This is a genomic window from Aurantimonas manganoxydans SI85-9A1 (assembly GCF_000153465.1).
Taxonomy (GTDB): Bacteria; Pseudomonadota; Alphaproteobacteria; order Rhizobiales; family Rhizobiaceae; genus Aurantimonas; species Aurantimonas manganoxydans.
Genome location: NZ_CH672387.1, coordinates 4,197,487 through 4,219,986 on the forward strand (window position 1 = coordinate 4,197,487; position 22,500 = coordinate 4,219,986).

At 66.9% G+C, this 22,500-nt stretch carries 22 protein-coding genes; 15 read left to right on the plus strand and 7 right to left on the minus strand.

The features are described from left to right. Positions 1–71: 71 nt before the first annotated feature. From SI859A1_RS19635 to SI859A1_RS19645, 3 genes are all read right to left on the minus strand, one after another. Positions 72–710, minus strand: coding sequence for a TPM domain-containing protein (locus tag SI859A1_RS19635; protein ID WP_040326068.1), 639 nt, complete (start codon positions 708–710; stop codon positions 72–74). Between the two features lie 2 nt (positions 711–712). Then, complete coding sequence (locus tag SI859A1_RS19640) at positions 713–1,549, minus strand: TPM domain-containing protein (RefSeq protein WP_040326069.1); 837 nt, start codon at positions 1,547–1,549, stop codon at positions 713–715. Between the two features lie 61 nt (positions 1,550–1,610). Further along, positions 1,611–2,240, minus strand: a complete 630-nt coding sequence (locus tag SI859A1_RS19645; protein ID WP_009211407.1) for a LemA family protein — start codon at positions 2,238–2,240, stop codon at positions 1,611–1,613. 32 nt (positions 2,241–2,272) lie between these two features. On the opposite strand from SI859A1_RS19645, the gene SI859A1_RS19650 reads away from it, so the two are divergent. From SI859A1_RS19650 to lpdA, 14 genes are all read left to right on the plus strand, one after another. Next, positions 2,273–2,617, plus strand: coding sequence for a hypothetical protein (locus SI859A1_RS19650; RefSeq protein ID WP_244401099.1), 345 nt, complete (start codon positions 2,273–2,275; stop codon positions 2,615–2,617). Between the two features lie 9 nt (positions 2,618–2,626). Beyond that, positions 2,627–3,520, plus strand: coding sequence for a pyridoxal kinase PdxY (gene pdxY / locus SI859A1_RS19655; protein ID WP_009211408.1), 894 nt, complete (start codon positions 2,627–2,629; stop codon positions 3,518–3,520). 145 nt (positions 3,521–3,665) lie between these two features. After that, positions 3,666–4,316 carry a carbonic anhydrase gene (locus tag SI859A1_RS19660; protein ID WP_009211409.1) on the plus strand — a complete coding sequence of 217 codons (651 nt, stop codon included), beginning with the start codon at positions 3,666–3,668 and terminating at the stop codon, positions 4,314–4,316. Positions 4,317–4,498: 182 nt separating this feature from the next. Further along, entirely contained in the window at positions 4,499–5,059 is a 561-nt protein-coding gene (locus tag SI859A1_RS19665) for an AprI/Inh family metalloprotease inhibitor (RefSeq protein ID WP_040326071.1), read from the plus strand. 93 nt (positions 5,060–5,152) lie between these two features. After that, the gene (gene zapE / locus SI859A1_RS19670; protein ID WP_050767635.1) at positions 5,153–6,313 is read left to right on the plus strand and encodes a cell division protein ZapE; all 1,161 of its coding nucleotides are present in this window, start codon (positions 5,153–5,155) and stop codon (positions 6,311–6,313) included. Positions 6,314–6,813: 500 nt separating this feature from the next. Beyond that, on the plus strand, positions 6,814–7,776 hold the full coding sequence (gene mdh, locus SI859A1_RS19675; protein ID WP_040326803.1) for a malate dehydrogenase: 963 nt from the start codon (positions 6,814–6,816) through the stop codon (positions 7,774–7,776). A 16-nt stretch (positions 7,777–7,792) separates the two neighbouring features. Continuing rightward, positions 7,793–8,356 (plus strand): hypothetical protein, encoded by a 564-nt coding sequence (locus SI859A1_RS19680; protein WP_148233903.1) that lies wholly within the window; start codon positions 7,793–7,795, stop codon positions 8,354–8,356. Between the two features lie 61 nt (positions 8,357–8,417). Beyond that, positions 8,418–9,608 carry an ADP-forming succinate--CoA ligase subunit beta gene (sucC, locus tag SI859A1_RS19685; RefSeq protein ID WP_009211414.1) on the plus strand — a complete coding sequence of 397 codons (1,191 nt, stop codon included), beginning with the start codon at positions 8,418–8,420 and terminating at the stop codon, positions 9,606–9,608. A 75-nt stretch (positions 9,609–9,683) separates the two neighbouring features. After that, positions 9,684–10,595, plus strand: coding sequence for a succinate--CoA ligase subunit alpha (gene sucD, locus SI859A1_RS19690; RefSeq protein ID WP_009211415.1), 912 nt, complete (start codon positions 9,684–9,686; stop codon positions 10,593–10,595). A 194-nt stretch (positions 10,596–10,789) separates the two neighbouring features. Continuing rightward, positions 10,790–13,774, plus strand: coding sequence for a 2-oxoglutarate dehydrogenase E1 component (locus SI859A1_RS19695; protein ID WP_009211416.1), 2,985 nt, complete (start codon positions 10,790–10,792; stop codon positions 13,772–13,774). A 68-nt stretch (positions 13,775–13,842) separates the two neighbouring features. Further along, complete coding sequence (odhB, locus tag SI859A1_RS19700) at positions 13,843–15,129, plus strand: 2-oxoglutarate dehydrogenase complex dihydrolipoyllysine-residue succinyltransferase (protein ID WP_009211417.1); 1,287 nt, start codon at positions 13,843–13,845, stop codon at positions 15,127–15,129. Between the two features lie 77 nt (positions 15,130–15,206). Then, positions 15,207–15,965 carry an SDR family oxidoreductase gene (locus tag SI859A1_RS19705; RefSeq protein ID WP_009211418.1) on the plus strand — a complete coding sequence of 253 codons (759 nt, stop codon included), beginning with the start codon at positions 15,207–15,209 and terminating at the stop codon, positions 15,963–15,965. Positions 15,966–16,060: 95 nt separating this feature from the next. Next, entirely contained in the window at positions 16,061–16,486 is a 426-nt protein-coding gene (locus SI859A1_RS19710; RefSeq protein ID WP_009211419.1) for an MAPEG family protein, read from the plus strand. 69 nt (positions 16,487–16,555) lie between these two features. Continuing rightward, a complete protein-coding gene (lpdA, locus tag SI859A1_RS19715; protein ID WP_009211420.1) occupies positions 16,556–17,965 on the plus strand; it encodes a dihydrolipoyl dehydrogenase in 1,410 nt (469 codons plus the stop codon). 112 nt (positions 17,966–18,077) lie between these two features. Here the strand turns inward: lpdA and SI859A1_RS21695 are convergent, their stop codons facing one another. The 3 genes from SI859A1_RS21695 to SI859A1_RS19725 form a co-directional block, all read right to left on the minus strand. After that, a complete protein-coding gene (locus tag SI859A1_RS21695) occupies positions 18,078–18,254 on the minus strand; it encodes a hypothetical protein (protein WP_154653376.1) in 177 nt (58 codons plus the stop codon). Positions 18,255–18,397: 143 nt separating this feature from the next. Continuing rightward, entirely contained in the window at positions 18,398–19,486 is a 1,089-nt protein-coding gene (locus tag SI859A1_RS19720) for a TraB/GumN family protein (RefSeq protein WP_009211421.1), read from the minus strand. Between the two features lie 53 nt (positions 19,487–19,539). Next, the gene (locus SI859A1_RS19725) at positions 19,540–20,499 is read right to left on the minus strand and encodes a tyrosine recombinase XerC (protein ID WP_009211422.1); all 960 of its coding nucleotides are present in this window, start codon (positions 20,497–20,499) and stop codon (positions 19,540–19,542) included. A gap of 196 nt (positions 20,500–20,695) precedes the next feature. Here SI859A1_RS19725 and SI859A1_RS19730 point away from each other — a divergent pair, with 196 nt between their 5' ends. After that, entirely contained in the window at positions 20,696–21,130 is a 435-nt protein-coding gene (locus SI859A1_RS19730) for an OsmC family protein (RefSeq protein ID WP_009211423.1), read from the plus strand. Positions 21,131–21,223: 93 nt separating this feature from the next. Here the strand turns inward: SI859A1_RS19730 and SI859A1_RS19735 are convergent, their stop codons facing one another. Continuing rightward, the gene (locus SI859A1_RS19735; protein ID WP_009211424.1) at positions 21,224–21,661 is read right to left on the minus strand and encodes a Fur family transcriptional regulator; all 438 of its coding nucleotides are present in this window, start codon (positions 21,659–21,661) and stop codon (positions 21,224–21,226) included. Positions 21,662–22,500: the final 839 nt, after the last annotated feature.

Genomic DNA, 22,500 nt, shown 5'->3' on the forward strand with positions numbered 1-22,500 from the left:
GGGCTTGACCCGAGGACCCATGCCTCGGCGGTCCGGCCATCCGCTCCGCTGCCGAATGCGCGCCGCGGCCCTCAGATCTCCACGAGCCGGTCGGGGATCTCGTTGGGATTGCGGTGGTCGCCGGGGAAGTGCGCGGTGAGGATGGCGCCGGCGGCGTGGGCGGCGGCGACGTAGCCGTCGGCCAGGCGATCACCAGCGGCGGCGGTGACGAGATCGGCAACGATGGCGTCCCAGCTCTCCTGCGGGACCTTGGCCGCGATGGCGTCGTCCGCGACGATCTCGGCAAAGCGCTCGGCTTCGGAGACGAAGATCAGGATGCCTGTGCGTCCTGCCGTGGTGTGCAGATTGTGGGCGAAGAACTGCTGCAGGGCCGACCGGTGCGCCCGGCGCTCGGCGATGGCGCGGGGCACGAAGGCCATGCGCAGGTTCCGGGACAGGGCGAAGGTCGCCAGCATGGCGAGGACGATGACGATCTGGCCGCCGAAGAGCGCCGCGGCCGAAACGGTGACGTCGAAGAGCGGCGCCAGCAGCAGTGTGACGCCGGCCACCAGCAGCGCGATGGCGAGGGCGGCCGTCGCGGAGACGAAGTGATAGCCGTCGCTCGCCCGGGCGAAGACCGCGTAGATCTCGCCGGTCGTGGCGATCTCAGCCTCGCGGATCGCCGAGGCGATACGGGCGTGATCGGCTTCGGTGAAGGTCAGTCTTGCCATGGTCACCAGCTCCCCGACGATCCGCCGCCGCCAAACGATCCTCCGCCGCCGGAAAAGCCGCCGCCTCCCGAAAAGCCGCCACCGCCGCCGAAGCCACCACCGAAGCCGCTGCGCGATCCCGACATGCGGCTCGCTTGGCCGAGCGTCCAGACGATGCCGAGCCAGCGATAGCGGTTGCGCCCGACCTTCTTGCCGAAGCGGCGGGCAAGGCCGGTCATCGCGACGGCGCCGAGGACGAGAATCCACACCCCGGCGAACATCAGGGTGAAGGCGATGCCGGCAAAATCCTCGCCGCTCCAGTCCTGATTGCGTTCGGCCCGGGCCTGAAGCTCGGCCGCGTCGCCGGAGAGCACCTGGATGATGCCGTCGACGCCGCGGCTGATGCCGCCGGGATAATCGCCGCCGCGAAACGCCGGCAGGATGTCGTTCTGGATGATCAGCGAGGACAGGGCGTCGGTGAGGGTGCCTTCGAGCCCGTAGCCGACCTCGATGCGCACCTCGCGGTCGTCGCGGCTCACCAGAAGCACGACGCCGTTGTTTTCCTCCGCCTGGCCTATGCCCCATTCGCGGCCGAGCCGGTTGGCGTAATCGGCGACTTCCGCGCCCTGTAGGTCGGGAACGGTGACGACGACGATCTGGTCGCTGCCCTGTGCCTCGAAGGCGGCCAGCTTCTCGGTCAGAGTGGTCTCGGTCGCCGGATCGAGAAGGTCCGCCGTGTCGACCACCCGGCCGGTGAGGGGCGGGAATTCCTGCGCGGCGGCCGGCGCGACCAGCGAAAGGACGGCCGCCAGCACCAGCAGCCGACCCAGAGCGGCCAGCGCGTCGCGTCCGCCTGCCATCGATACTTGCCGGATCCGATCCATGGGCTCGGGCCTTTCGGTCAGTTGGCTGCCAGCCGGATCACTGGCCGAAATCCACCTTCGGCGGCGTCGCGGAGCCGGCGGTCGCGGTGAAGGGCTCCATCGGCTGGGCCTCCGGATAGAAGAAGGAGGCGATCCAGCGGCCGGGGATCGTCCGCAACTCGGTATTATAGACCCGTACCGCCTCGATATAGTCGCGGCGGGCAACCGAAATCCGGTTCTCGGTGCCCTCGAGCTGGCTCTGCAGGGCAAGGAAGTTCTGGTTGGACTTGAGGTCCGGATAGGCTTCGACGGTCGCGAGCAGCCGCGACAGGGCGCCGCCGAGCTGATCCTGCGCCGCCTGGAATTTCTGCACCATGGCCGGATCGGTCAGCTGGTCGGCATTGACGGTGATCTGGGTCGCCTTGGCCCGTGCCTCGACCACCGCCGTCAGGACCTCGCGCTCCTGCGCGGCGAAGCCCTTAACGGTCTCGATCAGATTGGGGATCAAATCGGCCCGGCGCTGATACTGGTTCTCGACCTGCGACCACGCCGCGCGCGCCTGCTCCTGATAGGTCGGAATGGCGTTGATACCGCAGGCCGACAGCATCGGCGCCAGCAGCGCCACGACGAGGGCGGTCAGATACGGGCGAAGCCGGAGCGGCGGGAGGATCTTGGCAGCGGACAGCATCGACGGTCTCCGGTCAAATGAGCTTGTCCGGCATGTCTAGCGCATCCGGCCGTAGCGCAGAAGACAATCGTTGCGCTCGCGCTGTTGCCCTCGCGGGGGTTTTGCGACAGAGCTTTCCCATGACCCGGCCTCACGACGACGACGCGCAGCAACGCGAAGCCAGGGCGATCCTGGAACGCATCCGGCAGGAAACGGAGCCGCAGATCGGTGCCCATACCTTCTCGCTTCTTTTCCGCACTCGCGACCATTTCATGGCGACCGACGCCGACCCGCACGACCGGATCGAGGTCATCGGCACGCGGATCGGCCGGCTGGCCGGCATTGTCGGCTTCATCGTGTTCGGGCTTATGCTCGCCGATTTCCTCATGCGTTCCTGAACATTTGACATGTCGATAGCCGCGTCTTCCGCTCATCACGACCGTCCGGCGGTCATCTGCGTCTCCAGCCATGTGGCGCGCGGCACGGTGGGCAACCGAGCCGCCGTCTTCGCGCTGGAATCGCTGGGGTTCCCGGTGTGGTCGGTGCCCACCGTGACGCTGCCCTGGCATCCGGGCCATGGGCCGGCGACGCGGATCGTGCCGCCGGCCGGCGATTTCGCCGCGCTGATGGACGATCTGGCCGGATCGCCCTGGCTCGGCGAGGTCGGGGCGGTGCTGACCGGCTATTTCGGCGATGGCGACCAGGTCGAGCCGACGGCGCGGCTGGTGGAAGCGGTCAAGCGTGCCAATCCCGGCGCCACCTATATCTGCGACCCGGTGCTCGGCGATCGCGGGCGCATGTACCAGTCGCAGACAACGGTCGACGCGATCCGCGACCGGTTGATCCCGCTGGCCGACATCGCGACGCCGAACCGCTTCGAGCTGGAGTTCCTCACCGGGCTGGAATTCACCGACAATTCCCATCTGATCGAGGCAGCCGCGACGCTCGGGCCCGAGGCCGTCGTGGTGACCTCGGCCTTCCCGATGCTGCGCGGCGGAATCGGCAATCTGCTGGTGCGCGACTTCCAGGCCGTCCTTGCCGAACACCGGGTGGTGGAGAATGCACCGCACGGCCTCGGCGACCTGACCGCGGCGGTGTTCCTCGCCCGCACCCTGTCGGGGGCCAAGGGCGAGAAGGCGCTGCAGAGCGCAACCGCGACGGTGTTCGAGATCCTGGCACGGACGACCAAGCGTGGGGCCGACGAACTGACGCTGGAGACCGATACGGACAGCCTCAAGCATCCGATGGCGATGGTGCAGATGCGCCGCCTGGCCTATCCGGGTGGCGGCCGGCGCGCCTGAACCGCGAGGTCGCGTGGATTTCACGTGAAACATCGCTTGCCGTCGGCGCTGCCTGTATCTAGTTCGGGGAACGCGTCCCCGCGACGACAGCGGGGCGGGCCCGGCCTGATTGATTGCGCCGGGGCAAGCCGGTAGTGATCTGATCATGACGAAGTATCTTCCCGACCATCTCCTCAACGGCTATCGCGCCTTTCTGGCGAACCGCCTGCCGCAGGAGCGCGACCGCCTGCGCGACCTGGCCGAGCAGGGCCAGCATCCCAAGACCATGGTGATCGCCTGCTGCGACTCCCGCGCCGCGCCGGAAACCCTGTTCGACGCCGCGCCGGGCGAGATTTTCGTGGTGCGCAACGTCGCCAATCTGGTGCCGCCCTACGAGCCGGACGGCGAGTATCACGCGACCTCGGCGGCGCTCGAATTCGCGCTGCATGCCCTGAAGGTCGAGCATGTCGTGGTCCTCGGCCATGGCGGGTGCGGCGGCATTCACGCCGCATTGTCGCCGTCGGCCGAGCCGCTGTCGCCGGGCGATTTCATCGGCAAGTGGATGAGCCTGCTCGACCCAGTGTCGAAGGCCGTCGGCGCCAACGACCACATGACGGCGCGCGAGCGCCAGGCCGCGCTGGAGCGCATCGCCATCCGCTATTCCATCGCCAATCTGCGCACCTTCCCGACGGTCGAGGCGCTGGTCCAGGAAGGCAAGCTGTCGCTGCACGGCGCGTGGGTGGACATCGCCTCGGGCGAGCTGTGGGCGATGGACCCGGACACCGGCGATTTCCAGCGGCCGCTGGCCGGCGAGTGACCGGGTCGTTTGCTGCGCTGCACCGGGCGATTTGCGTGTGACAATGGCCACAATCGCGTGCTTGCGTTACGTTTTGGCACAGTGGCATCTTGCGAAATGATCGCAGGGTTCGATCTATGGATGCGACGGACCGACCGGCAGGTCGGATTGGCGAGGGACAGACATGCCGGGGAAAGTCTTCAATGACGCATAAGATGAAAGCCGGAGCGGCCGTCGTGGCACTGCTCCTCGTAGCGGGCTGCTCGCGGTCGATGCCGGAGATGGGACGCGACACCGGGCCGGCCCCGCTGCCGCCGGCACCTGCGGGCCGCGTGTCGGCCGACCAGCTGCCGCCACCCCCGCCGCCGCCGCCGCCCGGCGCCAGCACCAACGCCTCGGCCGACTTCAACGCTTCGGCCGGTACCGACGGCGACGCGACGGCGAATGCCGGCGGGAACACCCAGGTTGCCTCGACCAGCTCCGAGCCGCTGTCGCGCACCAGCATGACCGGCTTCTACCAGGTCTCGGCCAGCGGCGGGAACTGCCGGGTCGGCCTGACGCTGACCCAGTATGACGAGAACTACAACGCCGCCTCGATGGGCTGCCCCGGCCGGCTGGCGGATGTGCGCCGCTGGTCCACCACCGGCAACCAGCTGCAGCTCAAGGATACGTCGGCGAACGTGATCGCGACCCTGACCTCGTCGGGCAAGAACCGCTTCACCGGCCAGACCACCACGGGCGTGCCGGTCGAGCTGTACCGCTAGAACGACCTAGAGACGATCGACGTCGGCCAGCGCGACGCGGCCGGGGTCGCCGTATCGGCCGTTTTCCAGTCGTTGAGTCGTGAAGGCGTGTCAGTGGCCGTGAATGCCAGGGAAAAGTCGCGCGGGCCGGTCCGGTCGGCGCTGGAGCGCCTGATCGTCTCGGGCGAGATCGAGGCGGATTCGATCCAGCGCAGGCTGGCCGACAAGCTCGACCATCTCGACCAGGTCCTGTCCGCCGACATGGTCGCCTCCAAAAAGAGCGCGCTCGGCTGGCTGTTCGGCAAGAAGCGCGAAGCCGATCCGATCCGCGGGCTGTACATCCACGGCGACGTCGGCCGCGGCAAGACCATGATCATGGACATGTTCTTCCGCAGCGCGTCGGTCGCGGCCAAGCGCCGGGTGCATTTCCACGCCTTCATGGCCGACGTCCACGAGCGGATCGGCGCGCACCGGGCGGCGGTCAAGGCTGGCACCGCCAAAGGCGACGATCCGATCCCGCCGGTGGCGCGGCAGATCGCCGACGCGGCGCGGCTTCTGTGCTTCGACGAATTCACCGTCACCGACATCGCCGACGCGATGATCCTGTCGCGACTCTTCAAGGCGCTGTTCGACAACGGCATCGTCCTGGTTGCCACCTCCAATGTCGCGCCGGACGATCTGTATCGCGACGGGCTGAACCGCGGCCTGTTCCTGCCCTTCGTCGATACGCTGAAAGAGCATGTCGAGATCTTCGAGCTCGACGGCGCCGATGATTACCGCCTGGCAGTGCTCGGGCGGGACGATCTCTATGTGACGCCCCTCGGCGAGGCGGCCGACGGACAGCTCGACACGATCTGGACCCGGCTTCTCGACGGCACCAAGGAGGCGTCGGCCTCGCTCTCGGTGAAGGGGCGCACCATTGCGGTGCCGCGGGCCGGCAACGGCGCGGCGCGTTTTGCCTTCGACGACCTCCTCACCCGCGCACTCGGCGCGCAGGACTTCCTCGCTTTGGCGCGGCGCTACCACACGCTCGTTCTCGACCGGGTTCCGGTCATGGCCGAAGCCGAGCGGAACGAGGCCAAGCGGTTCATCACCCTGGTCGACGCGCTCTATGACGGCGGCCGCCGTCTGGTGATCTCGGCCGAGGCGCCGGCGGACCAGCTCTACCGCGCCCGGTCGGGCACAGAGAAGTTCGAGTTCGACCGCACCATCTCGCGACTCCACGAAATGCGCAGCGCAGAATATCTCGAACGCAACGCCGTCCCGGGCGCATAGGCCAGCCAGCGATTGCAGGGCTGCGGCCGGTTTGTGCGTCCGGATGCGGCGGGACCGCAGGCCGGCACCGCCTTGGCCGCCCGCGCCTTCGGCGTCTCGGTGGCCCATGCGGCCCTGCTGGACCGGCAATCGGCCATGCGGGCAGAATGTTTCTGCGCCGACACGTACTTCTTGCGCTCCGGCGCTTCCGCCTTGATCGGGCTTGCCAATTGCTTTTACGTTTACGTAACCCCCAAAGCATCTAACCGTCTGAATTCCTTGATGCCCGTTTTCGCCGGTTGCATAAGCTACCGGTGCGGTCTATTGCCATGCCGCAACGGGGGCACCGTTGCGATGTCTTTCGTCCACTCGCTCGCGCGCGCGGAAGAACTCGCTGCGGCTGTCCCGGACAAGGTCGGATTCGGCGAGACGGGCGACACTCTCCCTTTTGCTGTGTTCGAAGACCATCCAGGCGGTTGCCGGCGCCGTTGCGGCCCGGCCTGCAGCAGAAGGATCAGCCCGTGGCACGCAAGAAGATCGCACTCATCGGTTCCGGCATGATCGGCGGCACGCTGGCGCATCTCGCCAGCCTGAAGGACCTGGGCGACGTCGTCCTGTTCGACATCTCCGAGGGGACGCCGCAGGGCAAGGCCCTCGACATCGCCCAGTCCGGCCCGGTCGAGGGCTTCGACGGCCATCTGTCGGGCGCCAACGACTATGCCGCCATCGAGGGCGCCGATGTCTGCATCGTCACTGCCGGCGTGCCGCGCAAGCCGGGCATGAGCCGCGACGATCTTCTCGGCATCAATCTCAAGGTCATGGAGCAGGTCGGCGCCGGCATCGCGAAATACGCGCCCGACGCTTTCGTCATCTGCATCACCAACCCGCTCGACGCGATGGTCTGGGCGCTGCAGAAGTTCTCGGGCCTGCCGAAGTCCAAGGTCGTCGGCATGGCCGGCGTCCTGGACTCTTCGCGCTTCCGCACCTTCCTCGCCGACGAGTTCAAGGTTTCGGTCGAGGACGTCACCGCCTTCGTTCTCGGTGGCCATGGCGACACGATGGTGCCGCTGACCCGCTATTCCACCGTGGCCGGCATTCCGCTGCCGGATCTGGTCAAGATGGGGTGGTGCTCGGCCGAGCGGCTCGAGGAGATCGTCCAGCGCACCCGTGACGGCGGCGCCGAGATCGTCGGGCTGCTGAAGACCGGTTCGGCCTATTACGCGCCGGCCTCCTCGGCAATCCAGATGGCCGAGAGCTTCCTGAAGGACAAGAAGCGCGTCCTGCCCTGCGCCGCCTCGCTCAAGGGCGAGTACGGCCTGAAGGACATGTATGTGGGCGTGCCCTGCGTCATCGGCGCCGACGGCGTCGAGCGGGTCATCGAGATCGAGCTTGATTCCGACGAGAAGAGCCAGTTCGACAAGTCGGTCGCATCGGTCCGCGGCCTGATGGACGCCTGCCAGGGCATCGCGCCCAACCTCAAGTAAGCCAGTGACCGGATCCGTGTCCTCCTCTCTCTCGCTGATGGGCGGCGTCCTCGCCGCCCTGACGGTGCCGGTCGCGGCGCTGGCGGGCGAGAACGTCTACACGGATCTGGATCTCGACGCCTGCGAGACCGTCGCCATCGCCGCCGAGGATGGCGGCTCGGGCGAATGGATCTGTCCCGGCCTCGAGGGCCGGGCGGTCTTCGTCTCCGAGGGCGATCTGCGCGTCTCGATCGGCTTCGGCGCGGTGCCGGAACTCCAGAGCTTCGCGCCGTTCAATTCGCTCGGATCAACAATCGAGTGGCGGGTGGACGAGCGCGGCGCGCCCTATGCAGCGATCGTGCGCTATCATCTCGACGGTGCCGAGGTCGGCGATACGAGTGACGTGCTCCTCGTCTCGCGCGTCGGCAACGGCGAGACGCCCGGCTGTGCGGTGGCCGTACTCGATGCGGGCAACGAACAGGCGAACGGCATGGCGCGCGGCGCCGCCGATCTCAGCACCATCTTCCAATGCGGACGCGACCGGCCGGTGCTCATCGGCACGGCCGGCGGTCCCGCCTCATCCTTCGGCGGTCTGCAATGACCGTTTCTTCCATCATGCCGGATCGTTCCCGCCGGCAGGCTTCTCAAAAGGAAGGCACTTCATGAACATCCACGAGTATCAAGCCAAGGAAGTCCTCAAGGGCTTCGGCGCGCCGGTCGCCAGCGGCGTGCCGATCACGCAGGTCTCCGAGGCGGAGGCCGCCGCCCGGCAGCTGCCCGGTCCCCTCTATGTCGTGAAGAGCCAGATCCACGCCGGCGGCCGCGGCAAGGGGAAGTTCAAGGAACTCGGCCCGGACGCCAAGGGGGGCGTGCGCCTCGCCAAGTCGGTCGAGGAAGTCGTCCAGCATGCCACCGAGATGCTCGGCAACACGCTGGTCACCGCCCAGACGGGCGATGCCGGCAAGCAGGTGAACCGCCTCTATATCGAGGACGGCGCCGATATCGACCGTGAGCTCTATCTCTCGATCCTCGTCGACCGCGCGGTCGGCCGGGTGGCCTTCGTCGCCTCCACCGAGGGCGGCATGGACATCGAGACCGTCGCCCACGAGACGCCGGAGAAGATCATCACCGTCGCCATCGACCCGCTCGAGGGCGTGACCGAGGCGGATGCCGGCAAGCTGTGCGATGCGCTCGAGCTCGACGGTCAGGCCCGCACCGACGGCATGTCGCTGTTCCCGATCCTCTACAAGGCGTTCACCGAGAAGGACATGAGCCTTCTGGAGATCAACCCGCTGATCGTCATGACCGACGGCCGCCTGCGCGTCCTCGACGCCAAGGTCTCCTTCGACGGCAACGCGCTGTTCCGCCACGACGACATCAAGGCGCTGCGCGACGAGAGCGAGGAAGACGCCAAGGAGATCGAGGCGTCGAAATACGACCTCGCCTATGTCGCCCTCGACGGCGACATCGGCTGCATGGTCAACGGCGCAGGCCTCGCCATGGCGACGATGGACATCATCAAGCTCTACGGCAAGGAGCCGGCGAACTTCCTCGATGTGGGCGGCGGCGCCGACAAGGCGAAGGTAACGGCGGCGTTCAAGATCATCACCGCCGATCCGGCCGTGAAGGGCATCCTCGTCAACATCTTCGGCGGCATCATGAAATGCGACGTCATCGCCGAGGGCGTGGTCGCGGCCGTCAAGGAAGTCGGGCTGAAGGTGCCGCTGGTCGTGCGCCTGGAAGGCACCAATGTCGACAAGGGCAAGGCGATCCTCAACGACAGCGGCCTCGCCATCACCGCGGCCGACGATCTCGACGACGCAGCCAAGAAAATCGTTGCGGCGGTCGGCTGATGCGATCCGGCCGCCCGATCGGCGCGGCCGCCATCCCGACTGCTGACTGACCCTCTACGGAGTTCCCCAGAACCCATGTCCATTCTCGTCGACAAGAACACCAAGGTCATCGTCCAGGGCCTGACCGGCAAGACCGGTTCCTTCCACACCGAGCAGGCGCTGGCCTATTACGGCACGCAGATGGTCGGCGGCACCCATCCCAAGAAGGGCGGCGAGATGTGGGAGGGGCAGTCCGACGGACGCACCGTCCAGCTGCCGATCTTCTCGTCCGTCGTCGAAGCCCGCGACAAGACCGGCGCCACCGCTTCGGTCATCTACGTGCCGCCGGCCGGCGCGGCTGCCGCCATCGAGGAGGCGATCGACGCCGAGATCGGCCTGATCGTCTGCATCACCGAGGGCATTCCGGTGTCCGACATGGTCCGGGTGAAGGCCAAGCTCGACAAGACGAAGTCGCGGCTGCTCGGCCCGAACTGCCCGGGCGTGCTGACGCCGGAGCAGTGCAAGATCGGCATCATGCCGGGCAACATCTTCAAGACCGGCAATGTCGGGATCGTCTCGCGCTCGGGCACGTTGACCTACGAGGCGGTCTTCCAGACCACCAATGAAGGGCTCGGCCAGACCACGGCCGTCGGCATCGGCGGCGACCCGGTCAAGGGCACCGAGTTCATCGACATGCTGGAGATGTTCCTGGCCGACGACGAAACCAAGTCGATGATCATGATCGGCGAGATCGGCGGTTCGGCCGAGGAGGAAGCCGCGCAGTTCCTCAAGGACGAGGCCAAGAAGGGCCGCTCCAAGCCGACGGTCGGCTTCATTGCCGGCCGCACGGCGCCCAAGGGCCGCACCATGGGCCATGCCGGCGCGGTCGTCTCCGGTGGCAAGGGCGGCGCCGAGGACAAGATCGCGGCGATGGAATCGGCCGGCATCCGCGTGTCGCCGTCGCCGGCACAGCTCGGCAAGACGCTGGTCGAGCTGCTCAAGGGCTGATCGTCCGGCTCACGTCGGACAGGCGGGGCGTCCACGCGATGCCCCGCGACAGGAACGGGTTCCCGCGCCACGGCAATGCCCGAAACGCGGGGAAGAAGGATCGAAACACGGGTGCCGGCCGCGATTCGCGCGTCCGGCATCATCGATGAATCGCTGATAGGAGACGGCCCCCGAACGGTGGTCGCAACGATACGATGGCACGCAATCAGGCGAACGAAACCTTCGCGCTCACCTCGTTCCTGTACGGCGGCAACGCCGACTATATCGAGGACCTTCACGCCCGCTACGAGACCGATCCGTCCTCGGTCCCGGCCGAATGGAGCGACTTCTTCAAGGAGCTGAAGGACGATCGCGACGACGTCATCAAGAGCGCGGAAGGTCCCTCCTGGGAGCGGGCCAACTGGCCGATCGCCGCCAATGGCGATCTGGTCTCGGCGCTCGACGGCGACTGGGGCCCGACGGCCCAGAAGATCGAGGCCAAGGTCAAGCAGAAGGCGCAGGAATCGGGCGTCGACCTGTCCAGTGCCGCCGTCCAGCAGGCGGCGCAGGACTCGGTCCGCGCGATCATGCTGATCAGGGCCTACCGCGTGCGCGGCCATCTGCACGCCAAGCTCGACCCGCTCGGCATCGCCAAGCCGGCCGACGACGACTACAACGAATTGTCGCCCCAGGCCTACGGCTTCACCGAGGCCGATTTCGACCGCAAGATCTTCATCGACAAGGTGCTCGGCCTCGAATTCGCGTCAATCCGCGAGATGGTCGACATCCTCGAGCGGACCTATTGCACGACCCTCGGCGTCGAGTTCACCCACATCTCCAATCCGGAGGAGAAGGGCTGGCTGCAGGAGCGGATCGAGGGCCCGGACAAGGGCATCGCCTTCACCGAGCAGGGCAAGAAGGCGATCCTCAACAAGCTGATCGAGGCCGAGGGCTTCGAAAAGTTCCTCGACGTCAAGTACAAGGGCACCAAGCGCTTCGGCCTCGACGGCGGCGAGTCGCTGATCCCGGCGCTGGAGCAGATCATCAAGCGCGGCGGCCAGCTCGGCCTCAAGGAGATCGTCTTCGGCATGGCCCATCGCGGCCGCCTGAACGTTCTCAGCCAGGTCATGGCGAAGCCGCACCGGGCGATCTTCCACGAGTTCAAGGGCGGCTCCTACAAGCCCGAGGACGTGGAAGGCTCGGGCGACGTGAAGTACCATCTGGGTGCCTCGTCGGACCGCGAGTTCGACCAGAACAAGGTGCATCTGTCGCTGACCGCCAACCCGTCGCATCTGGAGATCGTCGATCCGGTCGTGATGGGCAAGGCGCGCGCCAAGCAGGACGCCATCGCCGGCCGCACGCGCACCGAGCTCGTGCCGCTCGACACCCGCTCCAAGATCATGCCGCTGCTCATTCACGGTGACGCGGCCTTCGCCGGCCAGGGCGTCGTGGCCGAGTGCTTCGGCCTGTCCAGCCTGCGCGGCCACCGGGTCGCCGGCTCGCTGCACTTCATCATCAACAACCAGATCGGCTTCACCACCAATCCGCGGCTGTCGCGCTCCTCGCCCTATCCGTCCGACGTGGCGAAGATGGTCGAGGCGCCGATCTTCCACGTCAATGGCGACGATCCGGAAGCCGTGGTCTACGCGGTGAAGGTGGCGACCGAATACCGGATGAAGTTCCACAAGCCGGTCGTCATCGACATGTTCTGCTACCGCCGCTACGGCCACAACGAGGGCGACGAGCCGGCGTTCACCCAGCCGATCATGTACAAGGCGATCCGCCAGCATCCCACGACGCTGGAGATCTACACCAAGAAGCTGATCGCCGAGGGCGTCGTCTCCGAGGCGGATGTCGAGGAGCGCAAGGCCGAGTGGCGCAAGACGCTGGAGGCCGAGTTCGAGGCCGGCCAGTCCTATCTGCCCAACAAGGCCGACTGGCTGGACGGCGCCTGGGCCGGCCTGCGCAAGGCCGAGGAAGTCGACGAGCCGCGCCGCGGCGTGACCGGCGTGCCGCTGAAGACGCTGAAGGAGATCGGCGCCAAGCTGTCGGCCGTGCCGAAGGGCTTCAACGTCCACCGCACCGTCAAGCGCTTCCTCGACAACCGCTCCAAGATGATCGAGAGCGGCGAGGGCATCGACTGGGCGACCGGCGAGGCCCTGGCCTTCGGCACGCTGGTGACGGAAGGCCATCCGGTCCGCCTGTCGGGCCAAGATTCGGAGCGCGGCACCTTCTCGCAGCGCCATTCGGTGCTCTACGACCAGGAGGACGAGACCCGCTACGTGCCGCTCGCCCATCTGGCCAAGGGGCAGGCGATCTACGAGGTCATCAACTCGATGCTCTCGGAAGAGGCGGTGCTGGGCTATGAATACGGCTATTCGCTCTCCGAGCCGAATGCACTGACCCTCTGGGAGGCCCAGTTCGGCGACTTCGCCAATGGCGCGCAGGTGGTCTTCGACCAGTTCATCTCGTCGGGCGAGCGCAAATGGCTGCGCATGTCGGGCCTCGTCTGCCTGCTTCCGCATGGCTACGAGGGGCAGGGGCCGGAGCATTCCTCGGCCCGGCTGGAGCGCTTCCTGCAGATGTGCGCCGAGGACAACATGCAGGTCGCCAATGTCACCACACCGGCAAATTATTTCCACATCCTGCGCCGGCAACTGAAGCGCGACTTCCGCAAGCCGCTGATCCTGATGACGCCGAAGTCGCTGCTGCGCCACAAGCGGGCGGTGTCCGACCTGTCGGAGATGTCCGGCGACACCTCGTTCCATCGCCTGCTCTGGGACGATGCCGAGATGCGCAAGGATTCGCCCATCAAGCTGGTCAAGGACGACAAGATCCGGCGCGTGGTGATGTGCACCGGCAAGGTCTATTACGACCTTCTGGAAGAGCGCGAGAAGCGCGGCACCAACGACGTGTACCTCCTGCGTCTCGAGCAGCTCTATCCGTTCCCGGCCAAGGCGCTGATCCACGAGCTGGCCCGCTTCAAGCAGGCCGAGATGGTCTGGTGCCAGGAAGAGCCCAAGAACATGGGCTCCTGGTCCTTCGTCGACCCCTATCTGGAATGGGTGCTGGAACATATCGGTGCCGAGAAGCGTCGCGTCCGCTATACCGGACGCAACCCCGCCGCCTCGCCGGCGGCCGGCACCATGTCGACGCATCAGGCGCAGCTGGCCGCCTTCCTCGAAGACGCCCTCGGCTGAGCCGAACAGACGCCGCGCTGAAACAAGGTCGTCCCGACCAAACCCGACCAGAAGAGATCTGAAGAGCGATGAGCACCGAAATCAAAGTCCCGACGCTGGGTGAGTCCGTTACCGAGGCCACCATCGGCCAGTGGTTCAAGAAGCCCGGCGACCGGGTCGAGATGGACGAGACGCTGGCCGAGCTGGAAACCGACAAGGTGACGGTCGAGGTGCCGGCGCCCGCTGCCGGCGTGCTGCAGGACATCGCCGTGCCGGAAGGCGAGACCGTCGCGGTCGGCACGGTCATCGGATCGATCGGCGAAGGCTCGGGTTCGTCCGCCGGCACCACGGCGCCGACGGAAAAGCCGAAGAGCCAGGAAGCCAAGGCGGATGCCGGCGGCGAGACCAAGGCCGATTACGGCGGCGGTGCCAAGGGCGATGCGGCATCGCCCGCGCAGGAGGCCGGCAAGGGCTCCGGCGAGATGCCGGCGGCGCCTTCGGCCCGCAAGATGATGGAAGAGAAGGGCCTGTCCGATGGCGACGTCGCCGGCTCCGGCAAGCGCGGCCAAGTGCTCAAGGGCGACGTCCTGGAGACCATCGCCCGCGGCGCGCCGTCGAGCCCGCAGGAAAAGCCGCAGGTTCCCGCTGCGCGTGCCCCGTCCGCCGGTGACGACGAAAGCCGCGAGGAGCGGGTCAAGATGACCCGCCTGCGCCAGACCATCGCCCGGCGCCTGAAGGACGCGCAGGACACGGCTGCCATGCTCACCACCTTCAACGAGGTGGACATGACCGCGGTCATGGAGATGCGCAAGAAGTACAAGGACCTGTTCGAGAAGAAGCACGGCGTGAAGCTCGGCTTCATGGGCTTCTTCACCAAGGCGGTCTGCCATGCGCTGAAGGAAGTCCCGGCGGTCAATGCCGAGATCGACGGCACCGACCTGATCTACAAGAACTACGCCCATATCGGCGTCGCCGTCGGCACCGCCAAGGGCCTCGTCGTGCCGGTGGTCCGCGACGCCGACCAGATGTCGATCGCCGAAGTCGAGAAGGAGATCGGCCGGCTCGGCCTGATGGCCCGCGACGGCAAGCTCGGCGTGTCCGACATGCAGGGCGGCACCTTCACCATCTCCAATGGCGGCGTCTACGGTTCGCTGATGTCGACGCCGATCCTGAATGCGCCGCAGTCGGGCATTCTCGGCATGCACAAGATCCAGGAGCGCCCGATGGCCATCGGCGGCCAGGTGGTCATTCGGCCGATGATGTATCTGGCGCTCAGCTACGACCACCGGATCGTCGACGGCAAGGAGGCCGTGACCTTCCTCGTGCGGGTCAAGGAGAGCCTGGAGGATCCCGAGCGTCTGGTCCTCGACCTCTAGGCGTCCGGCGAACAACACATGCGTCCGGCCGGGATGGACCCGGCCGGTCCCAAGTCTGAGTAAGGGAGTACGGCCTGATGGCTGACGGAGTGATGATCGTGACCGGCGGCTCGCGCGGGATCGGTGCGGCGACGGCCAAGGCCGGCGCCAAGGCCGGCTATGCCGTCGTGGTCAACTACGCGTCCAACGAAGCTGCCGCGAACGCCGTCGTCGCCGACATCGAGGCCGCAGGTGGCAAGGCCGTCGCGGTCAAGGGCGACGTCGGTGTCGAGGCCGACATCCTGGCGATCTTCGAGGCGGCCGATCGGCTCGGCCCGCTGACCGCGCTGATCAACAATGCCGGCATCGTCGATGAGGCCGGCACGCTGGCCGACATGACCGCCGCGCGGCTGGAGCGCATGTTTCGCATCAACATCACCGGCAGCATCCTGTGCGCCCGCGAAGCGGCCAAGCGGATGGGCAAGTGCCATGGCGGCAAGGGCGGCGCGATCGTCAACCTCTCGTCGGTCGCAGCCAAGCTCGGCGGACCGGGCCAGTATCTCGACTATGCCGCCTCCAAGGGCGCCATCGATACGCTGACCGTCGGCCTCGCCAAGGAACTGATCGACGACGGCATCCGGGTCTGCGCCGTGCGTCCGGGCATCATCGACACCGACATTCACGCTTCGGGCGGCCAGCCGGACCGGGTGGCCCAGCTCGGACCCGGCCTGCCGATGAAGCGTGCCGGAACGGCGCAGGAAGTGGCCGGCGCCATCCTGTGGCTCGCCTCCGACGAAGCTAGCTATTCGACCGGCGCGATCCTCGACGTGTCCGGCGCACGTTCGATCTGGCCGTAGAACCGTAACCGCGTCGCGCTTCGGCGCGGCGCAGCGGCTTTCATGACAGCATCGCCGCGCCCCGCAAGGGCGGGGCCGGCAGAAGGACGCGCAGCATGGAAACCGAGATTGCCGCGACATTCGCCGCGACACCGACGGAGCTGACGCTCCTCGGCTGGTCGGTGATCCTCGGCCTCGTCATGCTGGCCGTCCACATCGTGACGGCGATCCCCGCCATCGGTCCGAAGACCGCCGCCTCGGCGCGCGAGGGTGACCCGCGGCCGACCGCAGGACTGGCCGGCCGCGCCCGGCGCGCCTTCACCAATTACATGGAAACCTACCCGTTCTTCGCCGCGGCGATCCTCGGCCTGATCGTGTCCGGCCAGACCGGCGGGATCGGGCTGACGGGCGCCCAGCTCTGGTTCTGGGCCCGTGTCGCCTATGCGCCGATCTATTATGTCGGCATCCCTCTGATCCGTACCCTCGCTTTCGTGATCTCGATCATCGGGCTGATCCTGATGGTCTATGATCTTCTCGCCTGACGTTGGCTCCCGCCGACCTTATCTTCAAGACACCGGGCCACGGCCCGCACCGCACGAACAGGACTGGACATGGCTGAACCCTTCGACCTCGTCGTCATCGGATCGGGACCCGGCGGATATGTCTGCGCCATCAAGGCGGCGCAGCTCGGCCTCAAGGTCGCCGTCGTCGAAAAGCGCAAGACCTACGGCGGCACCTGCCTCAATGTCGGCTGCATCCCGTCCAAGGCGCTGCTCTACGCATCGGAGATGTTCGCCGAGGCCAATCACAATTTCGGCGAGCTTGGCATCGCCGTCGAGCCGAAGCTCGAACTGTCGAAGATGCTGGCCCACAAGGACAAGACGGTGAAGTCGAATGTCGACGGCATCGCCTTCCTGTTCAAGAAGAACAAGATCACCGGCGTCATCGGCACCGGCCGGATCAAGTCGGCCTCTGAGGTGGAGGTCGCGAAGGAGGACGGCACCACCGAGACTCTCTCGGCGAAGAACATCTGCATCGCCACGGGTTCGGACGTCGCCGGCATTCCCGGCGTCGAGGTTGCCTTCGACACGGACACGATCGTGTCCTCGGACGATGCCATTGCCCTGCAGAAGGTTCCTGAGACCATGGTCGTCGTCGGCGGCGGCGTGATCGGGCTGGAGCTCGGCTCGGTCTGGGCCCGCCTCGGCGCCAAGGTCACCGTGGTCGAGTATCTCGACAAGGTGCTCGGGCCGATGGACAGCGAGGTCTCCACCGCCTTCCAGAAGCTGATGGTCAAGCAGGGCCTCACCTTCAAGCTCGGCGCCAAGGTCACCGCAGTGACGAAGTCGGACAAGGGTGCATCGGTCAGCTTCGAGCCGGCCAAGGGCGGCGAGACGGAGACGCTGGACGCCGACGTCGTGCTGGTCGCGACGGGCCGCAAGCCGTTCACGGCAGGTCTCGGTCTCGAAGAGGCGGGCGTTGCGCTGGACGATCGCGGCCGGGTCGAGATCGACGCGCATTTCAAGACCAATGTCGACGGCATCTATGCCATCGGCGACGTGGTGAAGGGTGCGATGCTCGCCCACAAGGCCGAAGACGAGGGCGTCGCGCTGGCCGAGATCCTCGCCGGTCAGGCCGGGCACGTGAATTACGACGCGATCCCGTCGGTGGTCTACACCTCGCCGGAAGTCGCCTCGGTCGGCAAGACCGAAGAGGAGCTGAAGCAGGCGGGCGTCGCCTATCGGGTCGGCAAGTTCCCCTTCATGGCGAATGGCCGCGCCCGCGCCATGCTGCAGACCGACGGCTTCGTGAAGTTCCTGGTGGATGCCGAGACCGATCGGGTGCTGGGCTGCCACATCCTCGGCGCCGATGCCGGCGACCTCATCGCCGAGGCCGGGCTGCTGATGGAGTTCGGCGGATCGTCCGAGGATCTCGCACGCACCTCGCATGCCCATCCGACCCTGTCGGAAGCCATGCGCGAGGCAGCCTTCGCAGCCTTCGCCAAGCCGATCCACATCTGACCGAAACGCCGGGCGGGATCGTCCGCCGGCGTTTCACGTGAATCATTTCGCGACATGAAAAAGGCCCGGCCGCCAGAAGCAGCCGGGCCTTCGCTCGTTTCGGAAAGTGCGATCAGCTCTTCTTGTCGGGCGTCGCGACCGGTGCGGTGTCGGTGCCGGTCGTGTCGGCGGTGACGATCGGGGTCATCGGCGCATCGGCCGAGACATGCGATGCGCAGGCGGCGACCGCTCCGGTCGAGGCGGCGGCCAGAAGGCCGGCGCCCAGCGTGACAGCGAGAAAGGATTTCATGCGGCATGTCTCCTTGGCTGTTGCGATCCGCAAAGCTTAAGGTTGCCATGCCCGCGCCGACCAGCGCCGATATGCCTGGCGACTTCACGTTTCGGTGCAGTCACGTGCGGGAATGCCGGCCTGCCCCGGTTGTCCGCAGAAGGTCAGTCGGCCCGGGTCACCGTCCAGCCGGCCTCGCGCAGCAGCGCGACGATACCCTCCTCGCCGGGCAGATGCAGGGCGCCCACCGCGACGAAGGCGGCGCCCGCCGTCAGCATCGGCTGCATGCGCTCCGCCATGCGCCGGTTGCGATCGGTCACGATGCGCTCTTCGAACTCGGCATAGCCGTCGCCGCCACCGACCAGCACCCCGCCATTGGGGATCGCCGCCTCGATGGTCGGCATGATCATCGCGATCCGTCCGTCGACATAGAGCGAGACCATGGTTTCCATCACGTCGGGCAGATGCTCGGCCAGATCGACCGTGGCGACCAGGCCTTCGAGCTGCAGCTCCATCGGCAGGGAAGCGAGGGCCGCCAACTGCTCGGCCGATGTCTCGAGGCCCTCCACCGGCTTTCCCTCGGCCTCGGCCCGCTGCGCCAGCGCCGCATCGAGCACCGCCGCGCCATTGGCGCGATGCGCCATCTCGCAGGCCGGCAGCATCAGGCTGATCGACAGGAACCAGGGCTGCAGGGTGCGCACGGCATGGAACGGCATGCCGCGAGCGTCGAGGGCGGCCCTGATTCGCGCCTCCTCCTCGTCGGAGAGAAGATCGGCCAGGGTCTGGCCCTTCGGCAGATTGATCAGATCGGGATGGGCGAGAAACGCGGCGGCGGCCTTGGCCGGCTCCAGGACGTCGGTGGTCTCGATCACCAGACGTCGGGCATCGGTCAGCGCCGCCTCGGCAGCCTCGCCAAGCGCCAGCACACGTGCATCGGCCAGATGCATGGTGCCGAGGAGAAAGGATGGCGGCACGCCGGGCTTGTCGATGCGGAACAGCTTGCCCTCGCCATTGACGGTTCTCGCCGCCTCCGCCTCGACCGCAGCGAGCCTGCCGTCGGCTTCCAGCGTTGCCAGGAGATTGGTCGCCTTGCAGGTCCCGGCGCCGGCGGCATGCGCCGCGGCGATGCCGGCGAACAGCAAAGCGAGAAGCGCAAGCGGCACCATCAGGCACAGGCGTTCGAGACGGCGCAGGGCTGTGTCGGACGAGGGCAGGCGATCGGGGGTAGCGACGGCGGAAATCAGGTGCAGCATGGCGCGAGCCTAGGCGGCAATTGCGACCAAAGACCTAAGCATCCCGGGGCGAATCAGCCGGTGCGCCGGCGCCGGGCGCGGGGATGGGCGTCCTCGTAGATCGACATCAGCCGTGCCTGATCCACCGCCGTATAGTTCTGTGTGGTCGACAGGCTGGCATGGCCGAGGAGATCCTGGATGGTGCGCAGGTCACCGCCGCCGGCGAGGAGATGCGTGGCGAAGGAATGGCGCAGCGCATGGGGGGTCGCGCTGTCGGGCAGGCCGAGGACGCCGCGCAGCCGGGCCATGGCGCGCTGGACGATCTGCGGCTGCAACGGCCCGCCGCGCGCGCCGCGAAACAGCGCGTTGTCGGCCGTCAGCGGATACGGGCAGCGGCGGCGATATTCTGCAGCCGCCTCCAGCACGGCCGGCAGCAGCGGCACCAGCCGGGTCTTGCCGCCCTTGCCGGCGACCGGCATCGAACGGGCGGTCGCGTCGCCGAGCGCATCGCCGGGCAGCGACAGGGCTTCGGAAATGCGCAGGCCGCAGCCATAGAGCAGGGTCAGGATGGCCACGTCGCGTGCCGCGATCCAGGCGTCGGCGGCGAAGGCGCCGGCCTCTTCCGTCACTGCCATCGCGTCGTCGACGGTCAAGGGACGCGGCAGCGATTTCGGCTGTTTGGGCGCCCGCATCGCCTTGGCCCCGGCCGAGGAGGCAAGGCCCTTGCGCTCCAGATGCCGGATGAAGGACCTGACGCCCGCAAGCCCCCGGCCCATCGTCTTGGCACCTGCCCCGTCGCGGCGCCGGGCGGCAAGGAAACCGCGCAGATCGGCCGTCTTCAGATCGGCGAGATCGCCCAGCTGGGCCGGGCGCGCATGATAGTCGGTGAGGAAGATCAGGAACTGGCGCAGATCGCGCTCATAGGCCTCGATTGTGTGCGGGCTGCTGCGCCGCTCATCGGCAAGAATCGTCAGCCAGGCCGCCTTCTCGTCGAGAAGCGGCCGGGTCGCGTGGATGAGCGTCGTCTGCGTCAACGCGGTGTCTCCCTGCTGCCGCCTGCCCCAAGCGTCCGCGCGGGCCCCGCCAGCCTATCGCCGCTTTGGTGAACGCATCGTGTTCGCCGGAACTGTTGCGGGCGCCGGCGGTTGTTGCGGCAAGGCAGGCCGACCTCCCATTTAGCCGCTGCCACAAACGCAGCGGCCCGGTCGGCGCCAGATCAAGGAGATTCTCATGAAACGGCATGCAACGGCAATCTGGAAGGGCGCACTCGGGGACGGAACCGGCGCGATCACCACGCAGTCGGGCGCCCTGTCCGACCATGGCTATTCCTTCAAGGCGCGCTTCGAGGACGAGAGCGGCAAGTCGGGCACCAACCCGGAAGAATTGCTGGCCGCGGCCCATGCCGGCTGCTTCGCGATGCAGCTGTCGCATTTCCTCGCCGAGAACGGCACGCCGGCGCAGGAGCTGAAGGCCACTGCCACGGTGAATGTCGAGCAGGTCGAGGCCGGCTTCGAGATCAAGTCCAGCGCCATCGTTCTGGAAGCGAAGGTCCCGGGGATCGAGCAGGGCAAGTTCGACGAACTCGCCAACACCGCCAAGGACGGCTGCCCGGTGTCCAAGGCCCTCGGCGCGATCAGCGTGACGCTCGACGCCAAGCTGGTCTGAGCCGGCCCGCGTCGCGGGCGCAAACAAATAACGGATCGGTCCGTGCCCGCCAGGGTGCGGGCCGTTTCGCGTCGGGGCGTGCCGAGGGGCTGGTCAGTCCGGTTGGCGCTTGCGGCCGTAGAGTTCGAGCCGGTGCGAGACGATCTCGTAGCCGAGCTCGCGGGCGATCTCTTCCTGCAGCTTCTCGATGCGGTCGGAGCGGAACTCGACGACCTCGCCCGATTCGATGTCGATGAGGTGGTCGTGGTGGTCGCCGTCGGCGCGCTCGAATCGCGACGGCCCGCCCTCGAAGACGTGGCGCTGGATCGCACCCTTCTCCTCCAGGAGCTTCATGGTGCGGTAGACGGTGGAGAGCGAGATCGACGGATCGATCGCGGCGGTGCGCCGGAAGATCTCCAGGGCATCGGGATGGTCGCCGCCATCGGCAAGGATGGTCAGGATGATCCGCCGCGGCCGGGTGATGCGGACACCGGCGTCACGCAGGATGCGTTCGTAACGGCCCGGCGGGTTCGCCTCGGTCCTGTCGCCCATCTGCCTGTCCCCGTGTCGTCCCCGTCGCGCCTTATCAGGCCTGTTGTTCCGGCCTAATGCCAAACGGGGCAAAAGGAAAATCCCGCAAGCGGCATGTCACCTGGGAGAAGCCGACAGCCTCCCGGCCATGCGGCACGTCTTTCCTCTCACGCGCTGGGATGCAGGACATCCGTGTGCGGATGGCTCATCCAGAGCCCTATCGGACAACCCTGGCCCTCTGTGGGTTTCCTCAGGTCGGGACGCTTTGTGAATCCGCGATGACGCCGCGGAAGCCTGCGGGGCAGGCGATCCGGGCTGTTTCGGAAAAAGTTCGCTTCCGTCGTTTTTTCCAAAAAGCCGTGTTGACTTCGAAAGCGGGGAGGGCCTATAAGCCACTCATCGACGGCGAGGGCGCCGCCGGCGAGCCCTTCGGTTCGCTCTGGTTTTGGCCCCGCCGCAGACATCCAGAAGAGTTCGCCGGTAACGGCTGGTCTTCGACAGGGTCCAGGGATGGAAGTCCCGGCCGGCCCGCCGCCATCGTTTGTTCGATGGCGTGCTCTTTGAAAACTGAAGATTGAGAAGAAAGAGAAGCGTGGGCGGCGGATTGTTTGCCTGGAGCTTCGTGTCGGTTTCCTTTCCGATAGCGAGGCATCCATGAGAGAACGATCGATCGTTATCACGTTTCGGTATGAGAGTGTACGGCTTGAGCCTGACTGCTGCGGTCTTTGGATTGTGGTGTGAGGTTTGAGCAGGCTGGATCTTTTTGCACTGGTTGGCAGGAATGCTGGCTGGTGATTGTGCGTTTGGTTTCGGCCAAGCGGGCAGGGGGTCTGGTTTTAAAAGTATCTCTCGTCGAATGC

Bases quoted from the DNA above. Each gene is read 5' to 3' on its own strand.
- SI859A1_RS19705 (WP_009211418.1), top strand. From the start codon at position 15,207: ATGGCTGACGGAGTGATGATCGTGACCGGCGGCTCGCGCGGGATCGGT.
- SI859A1_RS19660 (WP_009211409.1), top strand. From the start codon at position 3,666: ATGACGAAGTATCTTCCCGACCATCTCCTCAACGGCTATCGCGCCTTT.
- sucD (WP_009211415.1), top strand. From the start codon at position 9,684: ATGTCCATTCTCGTCGACAAGAACACCAAGGTCATCGTCCAGGGCCTG.
- SI859A1_RS19710 (WP_009211419.1), top strand. From the start codon at position 16,061: ATGGAAACCGAGATTGCCGCGACATTCGCCGCGACACCGACGGAGCTG.
- SI859A1_RS19645 (WP_009211407.1), bottom strand. From the start codon at position 2,240: ATGCTGTCCGCTGCCAAGATCCTCCCGCCGCTCCGGCTTCGCCCGTAT.
- SI859A1_RS19720 (WP_009211421.1), bottom strand. From the start codon at position 19,486: ATGCTGCACCTGATTTCCGCCGTCGCTACCCCCGATCGCCTGCCCTCG.
- SI859A1_RS19695 (WP_009211416.1), top strand. From the start codon at position 10,790: ATGGCACGCAATCAGGCGAACGAAACCTTCGCGCTCACCTCGTTCCTG.
- SI859A1_RS19635 (WP_040326068.1), bottom strand. From the start codon at position 710: ATGGCAAGACTGACCTTCACCGAAGCCGATCACGCCCGTATCGCCTCG.
- SI859A1_RS19735 (WP_009211424.1), bottom strand. From the start codon at position 21,661: ATGGGCGACAGGACCGAGGCGAACCCGCCGGGCCGTTACGAACGCATC.
- SI859A1_RS19650 (WP_244401099.1), top strand. From the start codon at position 2,273: ATGTCTAGCGCATCCGGCCGTAGCGCAGAAGACAATCGTTGCGCTCGC.
- pdxY (WP_009211408.1), top strand. From the start codon at position 2,627: ATGTCGATAGCCGCGTCTTCCGCTCATCACGACCGTCCGGCGGTCATC.
- sucC (WP_009211414.1), top strand. From the start codon at position 8,418: ATGAACATCCACGAGTATCAAGCCAAGGAAGTCCTCAAGGGCTTCGGC.
- SI859A1_RS19640 (WP_040326069.1), bottom strand. From the start codon at position 1,549: ATGGCAGGCGGACGCGACGCGCTGGCCGCTCTGGGTCGGCTGCTGGTG.
- SI859A1_RS19730 (WP_009211423.1), top strand. From the start codon at position 20,696: ATGAAACGGCATGCAACGGCAATCTGGAAGGGCGCACTCGGGGACGGA.
- SI859A1_RS19665 (WP_040326071.1), top strand. From the start codon at position 4,499: ATGACGCATAAGATGAAAGCCGGAGCGGCCGTCGTGGCACTGCTCCTC.
- lpdA (WP_009211420.1), top strand. From the start codon at position 16,556: ATGGCTGAACCCTTCGACCTCGTCGTCATCGGATCGGGACCCGGCGGA.
- SI859A1_RS21695 (WP_154653376.1), bottom strand. From the start codon at position 18,254: ATGAAATCCTTTCTCGCTGTCACGCTGGGCGCCGGCCTTCTGGCCGCC.
- odhB (WP_009211417.1), top strand. From the start codon at position 13,843: ATGAGCACCGAAATCAAAGTCCCGACGCTGGGTGAGTCCGTTACCGAG.